Annotated in this window: 17 protein-coding genes, 2 tRNA genes and 3 rRNA genes; 12 read left to right on the top strand and 10 right to left on the bottom strand. The window is 52.1% G+C overall.

Annotation, left to right across the window (positions count from 1 at the left end; genetic code table 11):
- Positions 1-120 precede the first annotated feature (120 nt).
- The 3 genes from V2154_RS17595 to tilS all read left to right on the top strand — a co-directional run bounded on the left by V2154_RS17595 (position 121) and on the right by tilS (position 4105).
- A complete protein-coding gene (locus V2154_RS17595) occupies positions 121-2265 on the top strand; it encodes a lysine decarboxylase LdcC (RefSeq protein ID WP_353503233.1) in 2145 nt (714 codons plus the stop codon).
- Between the two features lie 89 nt (positions 2266-2354).
- Positions 2355-2747 carry a VOC family protein gene (locus V2154_RS17590; protein WP_353503232.1) on the top strand — a complete coding sequence of 131 codons (393 nt, stop codon included), beginning with the start codon at positions 2355-2357 and terminating at the stop codon, positions 2745-2747.
- Between the two features lie 8 nt (positions 2748-2755).
- The gene (gene tilS / locus V2154_RS17585) at positions 2756-4105 is read left to right on the top strand and encodes a tRNA lysidine(34) synthetase TilS (RefSeq protein ID WP_353503231.1); all 1350 of its coding nucleotides are present in this window, start codon (positions 2756-2758) and stop codon (positions 4103-4105) included.
- Positions 4106-4164: 59 nt separating this feature from the next.
- On the opposite strand, the gene rof is transcribed toward tilS, so the two are convergent.
- Positions 4165-4425 carry a Rho-binding antiterminator gene (rof, locus tag V2154_RS17580; RefSeq protein WP_353503230.1) on the bottom strand — a complete coding sequence of 87 codons (261 nt, stop codon included), beginning with the start codon at positions 4423-4425 and terminating at the stop codon, positions 4165-4167.
- Positions 4412-4612: a YaeP family protein gene (locus tag V2154_RS17575; RefSeq protein WP_034792765.1), complete on the bottom strand. Its 201-nt coding sequence runs from the start codon at positions 4610-4612 to the stop codon at positions 4412-4414. Before V2154_RS17575 ends, rof begins: the two co-directional genes overlap by 14 nt.
- A 219-nt stretch (positions 4613-4831) precedes the next feature.
- On the opposite strand from V2154_RS17575, the gene V2154_RS17570 reads away from it, so the two are divergent.
- The 3 genes from V2154_RS17570 to nlpE all read left to right on the top strand — a co-directional run bounded on the left by V2154_RS17570 (position 4832) and on the right by nlpE (position 6556).
- On the top strand, positions 4832-5380 hold the full coding sequence (locus tag V2154_RS17570) for a YaeQ family protein (protein ID WP_034792764.1): 549 nt from the start codon (positions 4832-4834) through the stop codon (positions 5378-5380).
- 17 nt (positions 5381-5397) lie between these two features.
- Entirely contained in the window at positions 5398-5814 is a 417-nt protein-coding gene (gene arfB, locus V2154_RS17565) for an alternative ribosome rescue aminoacyl-tRNA hydrolase ArfB (RefSeq protein ID WP_034792763.1), read from the top strand.
- Positions 5815-5878: 64 nt separating this feature from the next.
- A complete protein-coding gene (gene nlpE / locus V2154_RS17560; protein ID WP_353503229.1) occupies positions 5879-6556 on the top strand; it encodes an envelope stress response activation lipoprotein NlpE in 678 nt (225 codons plus the stop codon).
- A 97-nt stretch (positions 6557-6653) separates the two neighbouring features.
- Here nlpE and proS read toward each other — a convergent pair whose 3' ends face one another.
- The 6 genes from proS to metN all read right to left on the bottom strand — a co-directional run bounded on the left by proS (position 6654) and on the right by metN (position 12313).
- Positions 6654-8372, bottom strand: a complete 1719-nt coding sequence (proS, locus tag V2154_RS17555; protein WP_353503228.1) for a proline--tRNA ligase — start codon at positions 8370-8372, stop codon at positions 6654-6656.
- 120 nt (positions 8373-8492) lie between these two features.
- Positions 8493-9200 carry a tRNA (N6-threonylcarbamoyladenosine(37)-N6)-methyltransferase TrmO gene (gene tsaA, locus V2154_RS17550; RefSeq protein WP_353503227.1) on the bottom strand — a complete coding sequence of 236 codons (708 nt, stop codon included), beginning with the start codon at positions 9198-9200 and terminating at the stop codon, positions 8493-8495.
- Entirely contained in the window at positions 9197-9604 is a 408-nt protein-coding gene (gene rcsF / locus V2154_RS17545; protein ID WP_353503226.1) for an envelope stress sensor lipoprotein RcsF, read from the bottom strand. Before rcsF ends, tsaA begins: the two co-directional genes overlap by 4 nt.
- 153 nt (positions 9605-9757) lie before the next feature.
- A complete protein-coding gene (locus V2154_RS17540) occupies positions 9758-10573 on the bottom strand; it encodes a MetQ/NlpA family lipoprotein (RefSeq protein ID WP_034792756.1) in 816 nt (271 codons plus the stop codon).
- A 62-nt stretch (positions 10574-10635) separates the two neighbouring features.
- Positions 10636-11289 (bottom strand): methionine ABC transporter permease MetI, encoded by a 654-nt coding sequence (locus V2154_RS17535; protein ID WP_034792754.1) that lies wholly within the window; start codon positions 11287-11289, stop codon positions 10636-10638.
- Complete coding sequence (gene metN / locus V2154_RS17530) at positions 11282-12313, bottom strand: methionine ABC transporter ATP-binding protein MetN (protein WP_034792752.1); 1032 nt, start codon at positions 12311-12313, stop codon at positions 11282-11284. The genes V2154_RS17535 and metN overlap by 8 nt, the downstream gene beginning before the upstream one ends.
- 176 nt (positions 12314-12489) lie before the next feature.
- Between metN and gmhB the strand changes: the two genes are divergently transcribed.
- The 6 genes from gmhB to rrf all read left to right on the top strand — a co-directional run bounded on the left by gmhB (position 12490) and on the right by rrf (position 18717).
- Entirely contained in the window at positions 12490-13056 is a 567-nt protein-coding gene (gene gmhB, locus V2154_RS17525; RefSeq protein WP_353503225.1) for a D-glycero-beta-D-manno-heptose 1,7-bisphosphate 7-phosphatase, read from the top strand.
- Positions 13057-13469: 413 nt separating this feature from the next.
- Positions 13470-15012: ribosomal RNA gene (locus V2154_RS17520) — 16S ribosomal RNA — on the top strand.
- Between the two features lie 71 nt (positions 15013-15083).
- Positions 15084-15160 (top strand) — tRNA-Ile (locus tag V2154_RS17515).
- Between the two features lie 131 nt (positions 15161-15291).
- A tRNA-Ala gene (locus V2154_RS17510) sits at positions 15292-15367 on the top strand.
- Positions 15368-15573: 206 nt separating this feature from the next.
- Positions 15574-18480 (top strand): 23S ribosomal RNA (locus V2154_RS17505).
- A gap of 121 nt (positions 18481-18601) precedes the next feature.
- Positions 18602-18717: ribosomal RNA gene (rrf, locus tag V2154_RS17500) — 5S ribosomal RNA — on the top strand.
- The 16S, 23S and 5S rRNA genes sit together here with 2 tRNA genes alongside, the layout of an rRNA operon.
- A 396-nt stretch (positions 18718-19113) precedes the next feature.
- Here rrf and V2154_RS17495 read toward each other — a convergent pair.
- Positions 19114-19461 carry a YfiM family lipoprotein gene (locus V2154_RS17495; protein WP_353503224.1) on the bottom strand — a complete coding sequence of 116 codons (348 nt, stop codon included), beginning with the start codon at positions 19459-19461 and terminating at the stop codon, positions 19114-19116.
- A 62-nt stretch (positions 19462-19523) separates the two neighbouring features.
- Positions 19524-20879: a CDP-diacylglycerol--serine O-phosphatidyltransferase gene (pssA, locus tag V2154_RS17490; RefSeq protein ID WP_353504024.1), complete on the bottom strand. Its 1356-nt coding sequence runs from the start codon at positions 20877-20879 to the stop codon at positions 19524-19526.
- Positions 20880-20891 lie beyond the last annotated feature (12 nt).

Genomic DNA, 20891 nt, shown 5'->3' with positions numbered 1-20891 from the left:
GCCTCCGCCGCGAACGCCATCATTCTGATTTTTCATTTCTTATTCGCGAAAAGGTACACATGCGAAGTTAACCATGTTTCTATAATTATCTGAGATATAAAAACCAGAAGGATTTGTCAGATGAATATTATCGCCATCCTGCGCCCCGAAGGCGTCTATTACAAAGATGAGCCGATCCGCGAATTGGATCTCGCCCTGACGAACCTGGGCTTCAAAATCATTTATCCACGGGATCCGAGCGATCTCCTTAAACTGATCGAGCACAATGCGCGGATCTGCGGCGCGATCTTCGATTGGGATCAGCACAGCGAAGCACTCTGTGTGGAAATCAACGAATTAAACGAGTACCTGCCGCTGTACGGCTTCATCAATACCCACTCGTCGCTCGACGTCACCGTCAACGACATGCGCATGGTGATCTACTTCTTCGAATATGCCTTGAACGCCGCTGAAGACATTGCCAATCGCATTCGCCAATATACCGACGAATACATTGATGCCATCACGCCGCCGCTGACCAAGGCGCTGTTCCGCTATGTCGAAGAGGGGAAATACACCTTCTGTACACCGGGCCATATGGCCGGGACGGCATTTCTGAAAAGCCCGGTGGGAACGCTGTTTTATGACTTCTTTGGGGCGAAAACCCTGAAGGCGGACGTTTCCATTTCAGTGACCGAGCTAGGCTCGCTGCTCGACCACACCGGCCCGCACCTTGAGGCGGAAGAGTACATCGCCCGCACCTTTGGCTCCGAGCAGAGCTACATCGTGACTAACGGCACCTCAACGGCGAATAAAATCGTTGGTATGTACGCCGCCCCGGCGGGAAGCACCGTACTTATTGACCGCAACTGCCATAAGTCGCTGGCCCATCTGATGATGATGACCAACGTGATCCCCATTTATCTGCGGCCGAACCGCAATGCCTATGGGATCCTGGGCGGCATTCCGCAACGCGAGTTCACGCGTGAGAACATTGAGCAGAAGGTCGCTGCTACCCAGAATGCAACCTGGCCGGTTCACGCGGTGATCACCAATTCGACCTATGACGGTCTGCTTTACAATACTGATTATATTAAGAAAACCTTAGATGTGCCGTCCATTCACTTCGACTCTGCATGGGTGCCATACACCAATTTTCATCCGATTTACGACGGTAAAAGCGGCATGAGCGGCGAACGCATTGCGGGGAAAGTGATTTATGAAACTCAGTCGACGCACAAACTCTTGGCGGCATTTTCTCAGGCTTCGATGATCCACATTAAAGGGGATTATGATGAAAACACCTTTAATGAAGCCTACATGATGCACACCACCACCTCGCCGAATTACGGCATTGTGGCCTCGGCAGAAACCGCCGCCGCCATGCTGCGCGGCAATCCGGGACGGCGATTGATCAACCGTTCGGTGGAAAGGGCGCTGCACTTTCGCAAAGAGATCCAGCGTCTGCGCGAAGAGACTGAGGGTTGGTTCTACGATATTTGGCAGCCTGAAGAGATTGATGAAGCCGAGTGCTGGCCGCTAAACCCAGACCAGAACTGGCACGGCTTCGCCAATGCCGACAGCGACCACATGTATCTCGACCCAATTAAAGTCACTATTCTGACGCCGGGAATGGATGAGCAGGGGCAGCTGGCTGAAGAGGGCATTCCGGCCGCGCTGGTGGCTAAGTTCCTCGACGAGCGCGGCGTGGTGGTGGAGAAGACCGGCCCTTATAATCTGCTGTTCCTGTTCAGCATCGGCATCGACAAAACCAAGGCGATGAGCCTGATGCGCGGGCTGACGGACTTCAAGCGCTCTTACGATCTCAACCTGCGGGTGAAGAATATGCTGCCGGATCTCTATGCTGAAGATCCGGATTTTTACCGCCACATGCGCATTCAGGATCTGGCGCAGGGCATTCACAAGCTGATTCGCCACCACGATCTGCCGAGTTTGATGATCAGAGCCTTTGATGTGTTGCCAGAGATGATGCTGACGCCGTATGAGATGTTCCAGCATCAGGTACGCGGCCATATTGAAGAGTGCGAGATAGAAGAGTTGATCGGCAAAGTCTCGGCCAATATGATCTTGCCTTATCCGCCGGGCGTCCCGGTGGTGATGCCCGGCGAGATGATCACCCAGGAGAGCCGCGCGGTGCTGGATTTCCTGATCATGCTCTGCTCGATTGGTGAACATTATCCGGGCTTTGAAACCGATATTCACGGCGCGAAACTGACGGAAGACGGCCGCTATCTGGTGAAAGTGCTGAAGCTGCCGGCGGAATAATTGCCTTGCCTGGCCCTCATTTGAGGGCTTTTATTGACGAAGCAGGGCAGCCTGAGTAACGTGCTCCCAAAATTTTACAGGACAGTTTTATGCTCAACCTACGCCAGATCCACCATATTGCGATCATCGCTTCCGACTACCCGCGCAGCAAAGCCTTCTATTGCGACGTGCTGGGATTCAGCCTGATGTCCGAGGTTTATCGTGAAGAGCGTGATTCATGGAAAGCGGATTTGGCGCTTAACGGCCACTACACCATCGAGCTATTTAGCTTCCCGAACCCGCCGGCGCGCGGCAGCCGCCCAGAGTCCTGCGGGTTGCGCCATTTAGCCTTCGCGGTGGATGACATTGAGGTGGCGATCGCCGAGCTTAACCGCGCCGGAGTAGAGTGTGAGCCGGTGCGGGTCGATCCTTATACCGATAAGCGATTCACCTTCTTCAGCGATCCAGACGATTTGCCACTGGAGCTTTACGAACTCAGTTGAGTACTCTAATGAACTCTCCCACGCCAAACCCGGTTCTCGCTGAGCTAATCAAGCACATCGGCAGCGAGCGCAAGCTCTGCGTCGCTTTTAGCGGCGGGCTAGACTCATCGGTGCTGCTGGACGCGCTGGTCAAACTGCGCGACAGCCAGTGGCCGGAGATGGCGCTGCGAGCGATTCATGTTCATCATGGCTTAAGCCAGTTTGCCGATAGCTGGGTGAGCCACTGTGAGGCATTTTGCCAGCAGCGGGGCGTGCCGCTGGAGGTCATTCGGGTCAGGGTGGATAGCCAACAAGACGGCATTGAGGCCGCGGCCCGCAAAGCGCGCTATCAGGCTTTCGCCAGCAGCCTTGCGGGCGATGAATGCCTGCTGACGGCTCAGCATCTAAATGATCAGTGCGAAACCTTTATGCTGGCGTTAAAGCGCGGCAGCGGGCCTGCGGGGTTGTCATCCATGGCGGCGAGCGCGTCCCGGCAGCACTATCGCTTATTGCGGCCCTTGCTCTCACTTTCGCGCCAGCAGCTGGAAGACTTTGCTTCGGCGGCTAATCTTAGTTGGATTGAAGATGACAGCAATGGCGATGCGCGATTCGACCGCAACTTCCTGCGGCTGGAAGTGCTTCCCGCACTCTATCAGCGCTGGCCGCATTTTCCCGAGGCCGTAGCGCGAAGCGCCGCGCTCTGCGCCGAGCAAGAGTCACTGCTGGATGAACTTTTGGCCGAGTCATTGCAAACTTTGCAGGCCAGCGACGGCAGTTTGCAGATTGAACCCATGCTGGCGATGTCCTCCCCGCGTCGTCAGGCTCTGCTGCGCCGCTGGCTGGCGCAGCTGGGGGCGAAAATGCCGTCACGGGAGCAGCTCCAGCGTATTTGGGATGAGGTGGCAATCTGCCGTGACGACGCCGAGCCCCAGTTCAGGCTCAATACCCTGAGTATCAGGCGTTTTCGCCAGAGGCTCTACTTGCTGCCTGCCTCGCTGCCTTCACTGCGCGAGGTGGTTGTGCCTTGGAATATCGCCACAGAGCTGAGTCTGCCCGAAGGGCTTGGCTGTTTAACTGTCGAAATGCTTACTGACTCTTCGCTAGAAGGTTTGCGGCTTCCCGCTTCTGACGAAGCCGTCACCATTCGTTTTGCGGCTCAGGGGAGGGTGGAGAAAGTCGGGCGGCAGGGCGGGCGCAGTTTGAAAAAGCTGTGGCCAGAGCTTGGCGTTGCGCCGTGGGAGCGAGAGCGCACCCCGCTGATGTTCTACAATGAGCAGTTGGTGGCAGCGCCGGGCCTGTTTATCACCCAGCAGGGGCGAGCAGAGCAGGGCCAGCAGGCATACCAGATCCTGTGGCGCAAAGCCGTTGCGGGCCGCTGAAATACAAACGGGCAATCCGAAGATTGCCCGTTAAGCGTTTAATTGTTTGATATTAAACGTTATTCGATGCTAACAGTCACAGTGCCGATTTTTGGATGGCTGAAGCTTTCGATATGATCGAGACGTAAATCGCGTTGCTCACCGGCCACGTCGATAATCAGATATTCTACTTTTTTACGCATCAACAGATCTTGAGCTTTACCTTCAATAGTCTCTCCGTTACGCAATTTCAACGTCAAAACTAAGCTTTGCTGGCAGGCGATCTCGAGGTTATCGTAATCATCGCAATTGATGGCTTGGTACTCATCATTCATCGACATAATCGCTCACCAATAAGTTAGCAGCGGCATAGGCCGCCTGTTCCCGGATAGAAGACGGCAGTTCGGCATTCGCCGCGACATCGTCCAATGCTTTCAACACACAGCCCAACGCGTCGGGCACATAGCCAAGGTCGCCACTGGCAATCTCAGCATATTTACGGCGTATAGACTCACAGTACTCTTGCATAGGTCCTCCTTCAAAAGCGTATCCCGCTGGGGTATTAACCCTAATGAAAGCCCAGAAAGATAAACTCTCAGTATTAAACGACTATAGCACAGGAGAATGCCAGTTATTAACGAGCAGATGCAGCTTTCTCTTTAGCCGGGAGAGAGTTAATCCAGCGTTAAACTGGTCGCTAAGGCCCGCTTTACAGTACACTGTGCGTCTAATATCAAGGGGTTTTCAATGGCATTAAAAGCGACGATCTACAAAGCGGCGATCAACATTGCAGATATGGACCGCAATTTCTTCTACGATGCCAACCTGACCTTGGCTCAGCATCCCTCCGAAACAGAACAACGCATGATGCTGCGCCTGCTGGCCTGGATTTGCCACGCCGATGAGCGTTTGAGCTTTACCCGTGGCCTGAGCGCCGAAGATGAGCCGGAAATCTGGCGGAAAAACGATCACAACGGCATTGAGCTGTGGGTTGAGCTGGGCCTGCCCGATGAGAAACGCCTGAAGAAAGGCTGCAACCAGTCGCGTGAGGTGGTGCTGTATGTATATAGCGAGCGCGCGGCAAAAGTCTGGTGGTCGGCGATTGAGAGTAAAATCAGCGGCTTCGGCAATTTAAGCGTGCGCTTCATTGATGACGAGCTGTTAGCCAAGCTCACCGCCTTTGCCAATCGCAACATGAACTTGCAAGCCACGTTGCAGGACGGAACTATTTGGCTTTCTGACGCTCAGAATAATTTGGAAATACAATTCTCTGAATGGAAAACGCCCGCAGAGTAAGATGTAAGGTAGCAGACGTGCAAATTCTTTCCGGAAAGCTTGAACTCCCAGACAGTGAAATAGAATTAACCGCCATCCGCGCCCAAGGGGCGGGTGGTCAGAATGTGAATAAAACTTCCACCGCCATTCACTTACGCTTTGATATTAAAGCCTCAAGTTTGCCTGATTATTACAAACAGCGGCTTTTGGCCTTTAATCACCACCTAATCACCGCAGAAGGGGTGGTAGTGATTAAAGCGCAGGAGTATCGCAGTCAGGAGATGAATCGCGAAGCCGCGTTGGCTCGTCTCAATAGCCTGATTTCGCAGGCGATGGTGGTTGAAAAGATTAGAAAAGCGACGAAACCCACCAGAGGGTCTAAAATTCGTCGTGTAGAAGGAAAAGTTAAAAAAGGCGCAACCAAAGCATTGCGTGGGAAGATTCGGCAGCCGTGATCGGCTCAACTGTGGAATGGGTCCTTTTTTGCCACAGTGACATGGGATGTAAAGGGAGATAAGGGTGAAGAAATTAATTATTGGCGCAGTGCTGGCGCTGGGTTCGTTGTCATTGTTTGGTTGTCATACCTTGGCCAGCAACCACGAACAGCCTTTCGAGGCAATGCAGCAGAGCTTCAGCGGCGTAGTGCCGTGCGCTGACTGTAGCGGAATTAAAACCTCCCTGTTCTTACAACAGGATGGGACGTACATTTTGCAGGAAACTTACCAAGGCGCTCGGGATGGCGATTTGGCCTTGGCCAGCTATGGTAGGTGGGCGCGTACCGCCGACAAGCTGGTGCTGACTGACGGCAAGGGGGAGAAACGCTATTTCCGCCCGCAAGGGGAAAATCTGGAGATGCTGGATATCCACGGCGAGCCGATTGTCTCCCAGTTTAATTATCAGCTGACCCCGACGAAGCAAGACATGCCGAAAACGCCAATGGCGCTGACCGGTATGGTGCAGTTTAGCGAAGATATCGCCACCTTCAGCGATTGCGCGACGGGCAAGGTTTTCCCAGTGTCAAATGACAAAACCTTGGAGCAGGGCTATCTTGCGGCGCGTAAAAAGCCGAATGAGCTGGTGTTTGTTTCAATGGACGGTCACTTCATCGTTGAGCCATCCACTGAGCAAGGCGTGATGCAGAAGTCCGTCGTGGCTGATAACAAAGTTAAATTCGACGCCGGCAAAGGCTGTCCGTAATTTTACTGCTCGGTTCTCACGGTTAAAAGCAAAGCATAAAAAAACGCCCGTTTTAGACGGGCGTTTTTATTGCTGCTATAAGCTGGAATTGCGCTAATTAACGCGCGATTTGGCTCAGCAGGTGCTCAACGATGTCGCTTTGCTTAATCATCAGCTTCTCACCGGTACGGCGGTTTTTGTATTCCAACTCTTCCGCATCCAGATTACGATCGCCGATAACCACTTGATAAGGCACGCCAATCAGCTCCATATCAGCAAACATCACGCCCGGACGCTCTTTACGGTCATCCAGAATGACGTCGATGCCTTTGGCACGCAGCGTTTCGTACAGGGTTTCTGCAGCTTCTTTCACGCGGAAAGATTTCTGCATGTTCATCGGCAGGATGGCGACCTGGAAAGGCGCGATAGCGTCTGGCCAGATGATCCCGCGATCGTCGTGATTCTGCTCGATAGCCGCCGCCACCACGCGAGTTACCCCGATACCGTAACAACCCATGGTCATCACTTGGTTACGGCCGTCTTCGCCCTGCACGGTGGCATTCATCGCCTGAGAATACTTGGTGCCGAGTTGGAAGATGTGACCCACTTCGATCCCGCGTTTAATCAGCAGAGTGCCTTTGCCGTCTGGGCTGATATCGCCTTCAACCACGTTACGGATATCCGCAACCTGTGGCAGCGGCAAATCGCGCTCCCAGTTGATGCCGAACAGGTGCTGACCGTCGATATTTGCGCCAGCGCTGAAGTCGCTCATCACGGCTACGGTGCGGTCTACCACGATTGGCATTGGCAGATTAACCGGGCCTAAAGAACCTGGGCCAGCATCGACTACTGCGCGGATTTCAGCTTCGGTAGCGAAAGTCAGCGGCGAAGCAACCTGTGGCAGCTTCTCGGCTTTCACTTCATTCAGCTCGTGGTCGCCGCGAACCAGCAGGGCAACCAGCTTGTGGCCGCTCTCTTCGGTGGCGTGAACCATCAGCGTTTTAACGGTTTTCTCAACCGGCAGTTGGAATTGCTCAACCAGCTCGGCGATAGTTTTGGCGTTTGGCGTAGCAACCTGACGCATCTCTTCGGTTGCAGCCGCGCGCGGAGTAGCTGGAGCCACAGCTTCTGCCAGCTCGATGTTAGCCGCGAAGTCAGAGTTTGTAGAGAAGATGATGTCATCTTCGCCGCTTGACGCCAGCACCTGGAACTCGTGAGAGGCGCTACCGCCGATTGATCCGGTATCAGCCTGCACAGCACGGAAATCCAGACCCATACGGCTGAAGATTTTGCTGTAAGCGGCATACATCGCGTCGTAGGTTTCCTGCAAGGATTCCTGCGTGGTGTGGAAGGAGTAAGCATCCTTCATGATGAATTCGCGAGAACGCATCACACCAAAGCGCGGACGAACTTCGTCACGGAATTTGGTCTGGATCTGGAAGAAGTTCAGCGGCAGTTGCTTATAAGAGCTGAGCTCGTTACGGATCAAGTCGGTGATGACTTCCTCATGCGTTGGGCCGAGCACGAATGAGCGATCGCCACGATCGACGAAACGCAGCAACTCAGGGCCATACTGCTCCCAGCGACCACTCTCCTGCCACAAGTCTGCGGGCTGAACCACCGGCATTGATACTTCGATGGCGTGTGCGTTATTCATCTCTTCGCGCACGATATTTTCAACTTTACGCAGGACGCGCAGACCGGTCGGCAACCAGGTGTATAAACCTGAAGCCAATTTGCGGATCATCCCGGCGCGCAGCATCAGCTGGTGGCTGATCACTTCGGCGTCGGCTGGCGTCTCTTTTAATGTGGAGAGCAGATATTGAGTTGTACGCATGTTGTGTTGATTCCGTTAGCACTGCTAATTGCAATCGAGCTGCCAGTGGGCAGCCAAAACGTGAAAAAGTGGTTTAGTTTACCAGCGACTGCGGGTTGTCAAAAGAGAAGGGATGGAAATTTAGTTTTTGTCCAGAGACAAGACGTGGTTCACATCGTCAATCACCCGCCAGCGCACGTTAAATTCCAGCAGATGGACGGCGTAATCTCGTTCAACTTCCTCACCTTTACGGTAAGCAGGGCGGGGATCCTGACCTAAAACCTGCGTGATAAAACGGCGCAGGTGAGGGTACTTGACACTATTAAGCAGCAGTTGCTGCTCTGCGCTGGCAGAGAAAGTAACCGGCATAGTGGCGACAGGCGCCGACTGGGCAAAACCGGCGCGTGCTTCAGGATGGCTCTCGGCGAAAGGCAGATAAGGTTTGATGTCGACAATGGGTGTGCCGTCGACCAAGTCCAGACTGCCCAACTCGAGCACTACATTTTGCCCCTGACGGCGAATGCCTTTCAGCTCAACCAGCGACATCCCCAAGGGGTTTGGCCGAAAGGTTGAGCGAGTCGCAAACACGCCGACTCGCGCATTACCCCCCAAACGAGGCGGGCGCACGGTTGGACGCCAGCCGCCTTCCATCGTTTGGTGGAAAATGAACATCACCCAAATATGGCTAAAATCTTCCAGCCCTCTTACGGCTTCAGCCTGATTGTAAGGAGGCAGCAAGTGCAGTTCTCCGCCGCCATCTTCAATCAAGCCAGGCTGACGCGGCACCGCGAATTTCTCTTTATAGGGAGAGTGAATGGTCCCTATTTGGGCGAACGAAAATGATGTCATTTAAAGGTAACGTTTAACGCCGAACCTTGGCAAACAGCTTGCTGGTGGCAACCTGGGACGCCGGTAATAATCTGGCACTGGTGCAGCAATACGGCATTGGCTTTCATATAGGACGCGCGAGTAAGCATGCGCTTACGGGCGGTCGCTAAGCTTGGCGGTGAATCCTGAGTATCGGCCTGACATGATTCGCCAGAGACTTCACCCAGATCGCGGAACGGTGTGCCTACCAAAGCTTCAGCATCTTTATACAGTTTCACCGGTGCAGGGCGAACGGGCGCTGGTTTTGGTTTTACAGGTTTTGGTTCTACCGGAGTTGGCTTTTCAGGCGTGGGTGGCAGCGGTTTGTGAGTCGCAGAACAACCAGCTAGCAAGAGAGCTAACAAACAGAGAGGTAAAGCACGCATGGTATATCCTCTGCTTTGTACTATGTAGTGGGGAATAATGTGGCGTTATTGAAGCAAGGTATTAGGAAAATAACAAGGCGAGCATAAGCCCGCCTTGTTATTTATTTAGAAAAGAGTTTGCCTCATCAGGGGCAATTTAGCCTCTGATGAAACTTACCAACCCTTAACTGCGCCGCCGTTGAAGATTTTATTCGCCGCAGCGTTAACTTCGTCAGACTGGTACGCCTGAACAAATTTCTTAACGTTCTCAGCGTCTTTGTTGTCTTCACGAGAAACGATCAGGTTAACGTATGGAGACTCTTTGTCTTCTACGAAGATGCCGTCTTTCTCAGGGGTTAGACCAATTTGGCTGGCGTAAGTGGTGTTGATCACTGCCAGAGCAATTTTGTCATCATCCAGTGAACGTGGCAGCTGTGGTGCTTCCAGCTCAACCAGTTTCAAGTTTTTAGGGTTCTCAGTCACATCAAGAACGGTAGGCAGCAGACCAACGCCGTCTTTAAGTTTGATCAAACCTTCTTTCTGCAACAGCAACAGTGAACGGCCAAGGTTAGTTGGGTCATTCGGCAGAGCAATCTGGTCGCCTGCTTTCAGCTCAGAGATGGATTTAATTTTTTTAGAGTAACCAGCAATTGGGTACACGAAGGTGTTACCGACTGGCACCAGTTTGTAGCCGCGATCTTTAATCTGCTGATCCAAATAAGGCTTGTGCTGGAAGGCGTTAACGTCGATATCGCCTTTGCTCAATGCTTCGTTCGGCAGAACATAGTCATTGAAAGTTACCAGCTCAACGTCCAGACCATATTTCTCTTTAGCCACTTTCTGTGCGACTTCAGCTACTTGCTGCTCAGAACCCACGATCACACCCACTTTGATATGGTTTGGATCTTGTTCTTTCGGCCCGCATCCTACCAGAGCCAGCGTTCCCAAAAGCGCGCCGACAACTGCAATCGATTTGAATTTTGTAGACATATCCTTTCCTCTATAAGGGAGATAAATTATTCGCAATGTTTTTAAGGTAGAACCGTGCTGCTTTACTTGTGGGTTACCGCTTTCACAATGCGGTCGCCACAAAACTGAATCAGATAAACCAATACGACTAACAAAATCAATACTGTATTCATGACGGTGGCATCATATCCGATGTAACCATACTGATAACCAATCTGGCCCAGACCGCCAGCACCCACTGCGCCACCCATGGCTGAATAACCAACCAGCGTGATGAGCGTGATAGTCGCTGCATTGACTAAGCCCGGCAGTGCTTCTGGCAGCAAGACTTTGCGGATGATTTGCATCGGTGTTGCACCCATAGCGCGAGCCGCTTCCACCAAACCGCTAGGAATTTCCAACAGCGCATTCTCAACCATACGCGCGATAAACGGCGCAGCGCCCACGGTTAAAGGCACGATGGCTGCTTGCAGACCGATTGATGTCCCAACAATCATTCGCGTGAATGGAATCATCCAGACTAAGAGAATAATGAAAGGAATCGAACGGAAAATATTCACCACCGCAGACATGACGCGATAGACCTTCTTATTCTCAGCGATTTGACCAGGGCGAGTGACATACAGAAGCACGCCAAAAGGCAAACCAAGTACAAAACCAAAGAAGCCGGAGGTCAGCGTCATTACAACGGTTTCCCAGATGCCTCGGCCCATTAACCACATCATTGCCTCAGACATAACCGAGCACCTCTACTTTCACTTGATTCTGCTGCAAGAACTCAATCGCAGCCTGCGTACTCGCTTCTTCACCGTGCATTTCGGTCAACATGATGCCGAATTTGACGCCACCGGCGTAATCCATCTGAGCACTAATAATATTGTTGTTAATGTTGAAGCGACGAACCACTTCAGATAATAGCGGAGCATCTACCGACTGGCCGGTAAATTCCAGACGCAATAAAGGAACCAGATCGGCAGCGGGCTGAGCAACCAGCCGATCGGCGTAGTCATCAGGAATATCCAGATGCAGCGTGGATTGAATAAACTGCTGTGCCAGCGGCGTTTTCGGATGAGAGAACATCTCGCTAACTTTATCTTGTTCGATAAGCTGGCCGTTGCTGATCACCGCCACCTGATCACAGATACGTTTTACCACGTCCATCTCATGGGTGATCAACAAGATAGTCAGGCCCAGACGGCGGTTGATGTCTTTCAGCAATTCCAGAATAGAACGCGTGGTTGCCGGGTCCAGCGCGCTGGTGGCTTCATCGCACAACAGCACCTTAGGATTGCTGGCCAAAGCACGCGCGATAGCCACACGCTGTTTCTGGCCGCCGGACAAATTGGCCGGGTAAGCATCATGCTTATCTTCCAGACCGACCAATTTCAGCAATTCGCTAACGCGTTTTTGAATCTCGCCAGAGGAGAGGTTATCCAGCTCCAACGGCAAAGCCACGTTGCCGAAGACAGTACGAGAAGAGAGCAGGTTAAAGTGCTGAAAAATCATGCCAATCTGCCGGCGAGCGCGAGTCAGCGCTTTCTCAGAGAATGCCATCAGATCTTGGCCATCAACGATAACCTGACCCTTAGTTGGGCGTTCCAGCAAATTAACACAGCGGATTAGGGTGCTTTTCCCTGCACCAGAAGCTCCAATCACGCCGTAAATCTGCCCAGCAGGAACGTGAAGATTCACGTCCGACAGCGCGACGATTGAACGCGTGCCTTGCTGGAACACCTTGGTGATATTAGAAAGTTTAATCATATTCTTCTTATTCTATCTTTTGTGCCGTGACTTTAATGAGTAACTCTCTGGTTAAACCAGAAGTATGCGGTGGATGCTAAGGCGTCTAGACGTCTAAGTCAACCAGCGGAGCACTCTCACTGTGGGCTAAAACATGCGATACTGCACCTATATATGTTGTTATCAGGAGCAAACACGTGGCACAGACAGTCCCAGCAATTTTTTTAGACCGAGATGGCACAATTAATGTCGATCATGGTTATGTTCATGAAATAGACCAATTCCAATTTATAGACGGTGTTATCGAAGCCTGCCTGCAATTAAAGGAAATGGGGTTTGCTCTGGTGCTGGTAACCAATCAGTCTGGTATTGCCCGTGGCAAATTCACCGAAGCTCAGTTTATGACGCTGACCGAGTGGATGGATTGGTCTCTCGCCGATCGCGGCGTGGATTTGGACGGCATCTATTTCTGTCCTCATCACCCAGAAGGTTCAGTAAAAGAGTTCGCTCAAGTTTGTGATTGCCGCAAACCGATGCCCGGCATGTTCCTGACCGCCAAAGACGAGTTAAACATCGATATGGCCTCTTCTTATATAGTAGGGGACAAAATCGAAGACCTGCAGGCCGGTATTGCTGCGGGCGTCGGGCATAAAATTCTGGTGAGAAGCGGCAAACCTGTCACGGCTGAGGGCGAAAACTTGGCGGATGCCGTGCTCGATACCCTTGCTGATCTGCCTGTTTTCATCAAAAAAGCTCAGAAATAAGGCTTTGTGAATAAAAAAACGGCAAGCAGAATAAAAGTGATTTTATTTGCTTGCCATTCCATCCCAACTCCCTATAATGCCGCTCCATCGACAGGGAACAACGTGAACAACATCACGAAGTGAACGAGTCGGAAAGATTAAAAACAGCGGCAACCGGGTGAAATAAACGGTTGACACTGAAAGAGAAAAGCGTAATATACGCCACCTCGAGTTGCCAAGCGAAAGCGCGTAACTCACTGCTCTTTAACAATTTATCAGACAATCTGTGTGGGCACTCACAAGACGATATCAGCCACCTCGGTGGCAAAAAATATCAAGTCTTAAAGAGTGACCAAGCAGTAATTCATTTAGTTGAATTATTACGAAAGTTAATTTTTGAGCACCGCTTCACGAGTTGAAGCAAATCGAACTTTTAATTGAAGAGTTTGATCATGGCTCAGATTGAACGCTGGCGGCAGGCCTAACACATGCAAGTCGAGCGGCAGCGGGAAGTAGCTTGCTACTTTGCCGGCGAGCGGCGGACGGGTGAGTAATGTCTGGGAAACTGCCTGATGGAGGGGGATAACTACTGGAAACGGTAGCTAATACCGCATGACCTCGCAAGAGCAAAGTGGGGGACCTTCGGGCCTCACGCCATCGGATGTGCCCAGATGGGATTAGCTAGTAGGTGAGGTAATGGCTCACCTAGGCGACGATCCCTAGCTGGTCTGAGAGGATGACCAGCCACACTGGAACTGAGACACGGTCCAGACTCCTACGGGAGGCAGCAGTGGGGAATATTGCACAATGGGCGCAAGCCTGATGCAGCCATGCCGCGTGTGTGAAGAAGGCCTTCGGGTTGTAAAGCACTTTCAGCGAGGAGGAAGGGTTCAGTGTTAATAGCACTGTGCATTGACGTTACTCGCAGAAGAAGCACCGGCTAACTCCGTGCCAGCAGCCGCGGTAATACGGAGGGTGCAAGCGTTAATCGGAATTACTGGGCGTAAAGCGCACGCAGGCGGTTTGTTAAGTCAGATGTGAAATCCCCGAGCTTAACTTGGGAACTGCATTTGAAACTGGCAAGCTAGAGTCTTGTAGAGGGGGGTAGAATTCCAGGTGTAGCGGTGAAATGCGTAGAGATCTGGAGGAATACCGGTGGCGAAGGCGGCCCCCTGGACAAAGACTGACGCTCAGGTGCGAAAGCGTGGGGAGCAAACAGGATTAGATACCCTGGTAGTCCACGCTGTAAACGATGTCGATTTGGAGGTTGTGGGCTTGACCCGTGGCTTCCGGAGCTAACGCGTTAAATCGACCGCCTGGGGAGTACGGCCGCAAGGTTAAAACTCAAATGAATTGACGGGGGCCCGCACAAGCGGTGGAGCATGTGGTTTAATTCGATGCAACGCGAAGAACCTTACCTACTCTTGACATCCAGAGAATTCGCTAGAGATAGCTTAGTGCCTTCGGGAACTCTGAGACAGGTGCTGCATGGCTGTCGTCAGCTCGTGTTGTGAAATGTTGGGTTAAGTCCCGCAACGAGCGCAACCCTTATCCTTTGTTGCCAGCGCGTGATGGCGGGAACTCAAAGGAGACTGCCGGTGATAAACCGGAGGAAGGTGGGGATGACGTCAAGTCATCATGGCCCTTACGAGTAGGGCTACACACGTGCTACAATGGCATATACAAAGAGAAGCGAACTCGCGAGAGCAAGCGGACCTCATAAAGTATGTCGTAGTCCGGATTGGAGTCTGCAACTCGACTCCATGAAGTCGGAATCGCTAGTAATCGTAGATCAGAATGCTACGGTGAATACGTTCCCGGGCCTTGTACACACCGCCCGTCACACCATGGGAGTGGGTTGCAAAAGAAGTAGGTAGCTTAACCTTCGGGAGGGCGCTTACCACTTTGTGATTCATGACTGGGGTGAAGTCGTAACAAGGTAACCGTAGGGGAACCTGCGGTTGGATCACCTCCTTACCTAAAGATACGCATTGTGCAGTGTCCACACAGATTGTCTGATAGAAAGTAACGAGCAGAAATACCTTTATAGGCTTGTAGCTCAGGTGGTTAGAGCGCACCCCTGATAAGGGTGAGGTCGGTGGTTCAAGTCCACTCAGGCCTACCAAATTCTTCCTCATACCGCGTTGTCGCCACGAACTCGTTTGCGTAAGCAAACTTCGCATGGCTCCGCCTTGTCTGAGAAAGAATTAACTCTTTTACGAGTGGTAAATCAAAGGTATCTGTAAGTGACTGTATGGGGCTATAGCTCAGCTGGGAGAGCGCCTGCCTTGCACGCAGGAGGTCAGCGGTTCGATCCCGCTTAGCTCCACCATATCCATACAGCCTTTAAATAATACTTCAGAGTATATTGGAAACAGTATGCTGCGAAGTATTTTGCTCTTTAACAATCTGGAACAAGCTGAAAATTGAAACGACACAGCTGAAACTTATCTCTCCGTAGATGTACTGAGATAAGGAGTACCCTGTGTTGAGTCTCTCAAGACTCGCAAACCGAGGTGAAACACCTTCGGGTTGTGAGGTTAAGCGACTAAGCGTACACGGTGGATGCCTAGGCAGTCAGAGGCGATGAAGGGCGTGCTAATCTGCGAAAAGCGTCGGTAAGGTGATATGAACCGTTATACCCGACGATACCCGAATGGGGAAACCCAGTGTGATACGTCACACTATTGCATGGTGAATACATAGCCATGCAAGGCGAACCGGGGGAACTGAAACATCTAAGTACCCCGAGGAAAAGAAATCAACCGAGATTCCCCCAGTAGCGGCGAGCGAACGGGGAAGAGCCCAGAACCTGAATCAGTTTGTGCATTAGTGGAAGCGTCTGGAAGGTCGCACAGTATAGGGTGATAGTCCCGTACACAAAAATGCACTTATTGTGAGTTCGATGAGTAGGGCGGGACACGTGACATCCTGTCTGAATATGGGGGGACCATCCTCCAAGGCTAAATACTCCTGACTGACCGATAGTGAACCAGTACCGTGAGGGAAAGGCGAAAAGAACCCCGGCGAGGGGAGTGAAATAGAACCTGAAACCGTGTACGTACAAGCAGTGGGAGCCTACTTGTTGGGTGACTGCGTACCTTTTGTATAATGGGTCAGCGACTTATATTTTGTAGCAAGGTTAACCGAATAGGGGAGCCGTAGGGAAACCGAGTCTTAACTGGGCGTCAAGTTGCAAGGTATAGACCCGAAACCCGGTGATCTAGCCATGGGCAGGTTGAAGGTTGGGTAACACTAACTGGAGGACCGAACCGACTAATGTTGAAAAATTAGCGGATGACTTGTGGCTGGGGGTGAAAGGCCAATCAAACCGGGAGATAGCTGGTTCTCCCCGAAAGCTATTTAGGTAGCGCCTCGTGAACTCATCTTCGGGGGTAGAGCACTGTTTCGACTAGGGGGCCATCCCGGCTTACCAACTCGATGCAAACTACGAATACCGAAGAATGTTATCACGGGAGACACACGGCGGGTGCTAACGTCCGTCGTGAAGAGGGAAACAACCCAGACCGCCAGCTAAGGTCCCAAAGTCATGGTTAAGTGGGAAACGATGTGGGAAGGCATAGACAGCCAGGATGTTGGCTTAGAAGCAGCCATCATTTAAAGAAAGCGTAATAGCTCACTGGTCGAGTCGGCCTGCGCGGAAGATGTAACGGGGCTAAACCATGCACCGAAGCTGCGGCAGCGACGCTCAGGCGTTGTTGGGTAGGGGAGCGTTCTGTAAGCCGTCGAAGGTGGCCTGTGAGGGCTGCTGGAGGTATCAGAAGTGCGAATGCTGACATAAGTAACGATAATGCGGGTGAAAAACCCGCACGCCGGAAGACCAAGGGTTCCTGTCCAACGTTAATCGGGGCAGGGTGAGTCGACCCCTAAGGCGAGGCTGAAAAGCGTAGTCGATGGGAAACAGGTTAATATTCCTGTACTTGGTGTTACTGCGAAGGGGGGACGGAGAAGGCTAGGCTGGCCGGGCGACGGTTGTCCCGGTTCAAGCGTGTAGGGGTGTGGTCCTGGTAAATCCGGACTGCTTTAACCCTGAGGCGTGATAACGAGCCACTACGGTGGTGAAGTAGCTGATGCCCTGCTTCCAGGAAAAGCCTCTAAGCTCCAGGTAACACGAAATCGTACCCCAAACCGACACAGGTGGTCAGGTAGAGAATACTCAGGCGCTTGAGAGAACTCGGGTGAAGGAACTAGGCAAAATGGTGCCGTAACTTCGGGAGAAGGCACGCTGGCGCGTAGGTGAAGAGACTTGCTCTCGGAGCCGAAGCCAGTCGCAGATACCAGCTGGCTGCAACTGTTTAATAAAAACACAGCACTGTGCAAACACGAAAGTGGACGTATACGGTGTGACGCCTGCCCGGTGCCGGAAGGTTAATTGATGGGGTTATCCGCAAGGAGAAGCTCTTGATCGAAGCCCCGGTAAACGGCGGCCGTAACTATAACGGTCCTAAGGTAGCGAAATTCCTTGTCGGGTAAGTTCCGACCTGCACGAATGGCGTAATGATGGCCAGGCTGTCTCCACCCGAGACTCAGTGAAATTGAACTCGCTGTGAAGATGCAGTGTACCCGCGGCAAGACGGAAAGACCCCGTGAACCTTTACTATAGCTTGACACTGAACATTGAGCCTTGATGTGTAGGATAGGTGGGAGGCTTTGAAGCGTGGACGCCAGTCTGCGTGGAGCCAACCTTGAAATACCACCCTTTAATGTTTGATGTTCTAACTCGGCCCCCTGATCGGGGGTGAGGACAGTGTCTGGTGGGTAGTTTGACTGGGGCGGTCTCCTCCTAAAGAGTAACGGAGGAGCACGAAGGTTAGCTAATCACGGTCGGACATCGTGAGGTTAGTGCAATGGCATAAGCTAGCTTGACTGCGAGAGTGACGGCTCGAGCAGGTACGAAAGTAGGTCATAGTGATCCGGTGGTTCTGAATGGAAGGGCCATCGCTCAACGGATAAAAGGTACTCCGGGGATAACAGGCTGATACCGCCCAAGAGTTCATATCGACGGCGGTGTTTGGCACCTCGATGTCGGCTCATCACATCCTGGGGCTGAAGTAGGTCCCAAGGGTATGGCTGTTCGCCATTTAAAGTGGTACGCGAGCTGGGTTTAGAACGTCGTGAGACAGTTCGGTCCCTATCTGCCGTGGGCGTTGGAAGATTGAGAGGGGCTGCTCCTAGTACGAGAGGACCGGAGTGGACGCATCACTGGTGTTCGGGTTGTCATGCCAATGGCATTGCCCGGTAGCTAAATGCGGAAAAGATAAGCGCTGAAAGCATCTAAGCGCGAAACTTGCCTCGAGATGAGTCTTCCCTGTGGCTTTAAGCCACCTGAAGGGACGTTTAAGACTAAGACGTTGATAGGCTGGGTGTGTAAGTGCAGCGATGCATTGAGCTAACCAGTACTAATGACCCGAGAGGCTTAACCTTACAACACCGAAGGTGTTTTGGTCTGAGAGACGAGACGAGATTTTCAGCGAAGTTCCGAGATTGGTTCGCATGGCGTGCGAGGGTGAAAGCCTGAGGATGCGGTGGGGACAACAAGAATTTGCCTGGCGGCACTAGCGCGGTGGTCCCACCTGACCCCATGCCGAACTCAGAAGTGAAACGCCGTAGCGCCGATGGTAGTGTGGGGTCTCCCCATGCGAGAGTAGGGAACTGCCAGGCATCAAATAAAAGCCAAGGCCCCGTACGCAAGTACGGGGCTTTTGCTTTTTTGCCTTCCGGTGGCTCTCTGCTCGAGAAGAGAGTAGGACAAAAGGCGCTGCCTTTTGAACGTTGCGCAGCAGCGGCCCGCAGGGTGAAGCACGCAGTGGTTCATCACCTGCCAGGCATCAAATAAAGTGAGAAACCCCAGCCGAAAGGCCGGGGTTTTTTGCTATGTGGGAAATGGCAAAGTGCAAAACAAAAAAGCCCCCCTGCTCTGGCGAGCCGGGGGGCTTCTTGCGTCATGGCTTAGTGATCACAGCGCGCGATTGTTAAGCCAGTGGATCACAAACTGACCGACGTTTTCTATCTTACTGAAATATAGTGATATTAGATTGATAGCTGGCAGAATCAATTCTAATTATGAATCGCCTGGTAAGCCCCATAGCCTGCAGCTGCCCCGGCAATATCCCAGGCAAAATCCTTCCAACTCCACCCTGTACCCGCTTCTCGGCTGTCATAAAGCTCTTTTCCTGCACCTAATCCGACCGAAAATAGCAGCCCGAAAGACCGGCTTTTAGCATCATTCCACCCCTGACGTTCACCATAAGATGTGCCCGCAGCGGCTAAGATTGCCGAACTCATAAAATGCTGAGCTTTGTCCTTGCCTGTCCAATTGTCATTGGCGTAATGGCTACATCCGGAGGAGAGCATAATAGGGATGAGAAGGGCTACAGCAGGTAAGCGTGAGAGCAAGAGCTTCATGACTGATATTCCTGACATAAAAAAAAGCCTGATCACATCGATCAGGCTTCTAGTATAGCGGATCACAAAATTCGGCTAATTAATCTGTCGATTCGAATTCGGCGTAAACGCCTAATAAGCTTACGAACTTTGATTGGATAATTAGGGATGCTTTCCAATTCCATATAATGAGAAACGATCTGCGTATGTTCGCGGATCTCATCCAGCTCTTTAGAGCGCTGCACCACCATTTCGCGATGCGGGTCGTGGATCAGAATGGCATTCTCTAAGTCCAGACGCCAGGCGCGCGGGTTGAGGTTGTTACCGGTGATCAGCTGCCAGCGATCGTCAACCCACATTCCTTTTAAGTGGTAGCTGTTTTCGCCATCTTTCCACAGACGAATAATCAGCTGGCCGCTGTCGACAAAGCGCTGTAGGCGGCTGAGGAATCGGCGCAGGTTGATTTCATACAGATAAGGCAGCGCGCCGATGATTTTAAACGGCTGATCCTGCGGGATATAGAAGTCGTTTGCCGTTTTGTCGCCGACGATAATCTCGACTTGTTTACCCCGGCGCAGCAGGGCGACGATGTTACGAGCGAGCAGGGCAGGCATATTAAAATAAGGGGTGCAGAGAGTGAGCTTTTGCTCGGCGCTGGCCATAAGATGGTGAATGGTGCGATTAAGCGAGTTTTGCTTACCCAAACCCACCATTGGCGTCACCGTCAGCTCATCATTACCCGCAGTACCGGTAAAGTGATAGCTGCTGTCTTTTAGCGACTGCCTGAACTGGCGTGTTTCGTTTTTAATCTCAATGCTTTTTGGGCGATCCTGGCGATCAAGGCGTTGCACCGCGCTGGCAGAGAGAATCGACTTCTTCATAAAGTCGACCATGGAATCGGCCAATGCAGCATTGGTGATCAGATGGTAACGGTCATAGCGGTATTTGGCGTGACGATGCAGGTAGACGTCGTTGAGACTGGCGCCGCTGTAGATAACTCGGTCATCCACAACAAAGCCTTTGAGATGAAGAACCCCAAGAGCTTCGCGAGTGTTAACCGGGACGCCATAAATCGGCACCAGAACGTCAGGATGCTGCTGCGCCATGCTGCAATACCAGTCGGCATTGGTATTGGACGCGGCATCGCCAATACGACCACGCTGGGCGCGGTGCCAGTCGACCAGGATACAAATTTCTAGCTCAGGCCTTAGTTGTTTTGCAGCATAGAGTGCTGACAGAACATCCCGACCACCGTCATCATTTTCGAGATACAGCGCGGCCAGATAAATCCGTTGAGTTGCTTTGGCGATAGCCTCGAGCAGCGTTGTGCGGAAATCCGTTGGGCAGTACAGCGTCTGTACAGCGTCAACCGTTTGGGGGAGTTTTGGCAGTTGAGCAAGGTGTTGTTGATGTTTATTACGTTTAAATTTTGACAACATCACAGTGCGCTT

This window comes from Ewingella sp. CoE-038-23 (assembly GCF_040419245.1).
Taxonomy (GTDB): domain Bacteria; phylum Pseudomonadota; class Gammaproteobacteria; order Enterobacterales; family Enterobacteriaceae; genus Ewingella; species Ewingella allii.
Note: the sequence above shows the minus strand (reverse complement) of the source record. Positions and strands in the feature narration are given on the sequence as shown.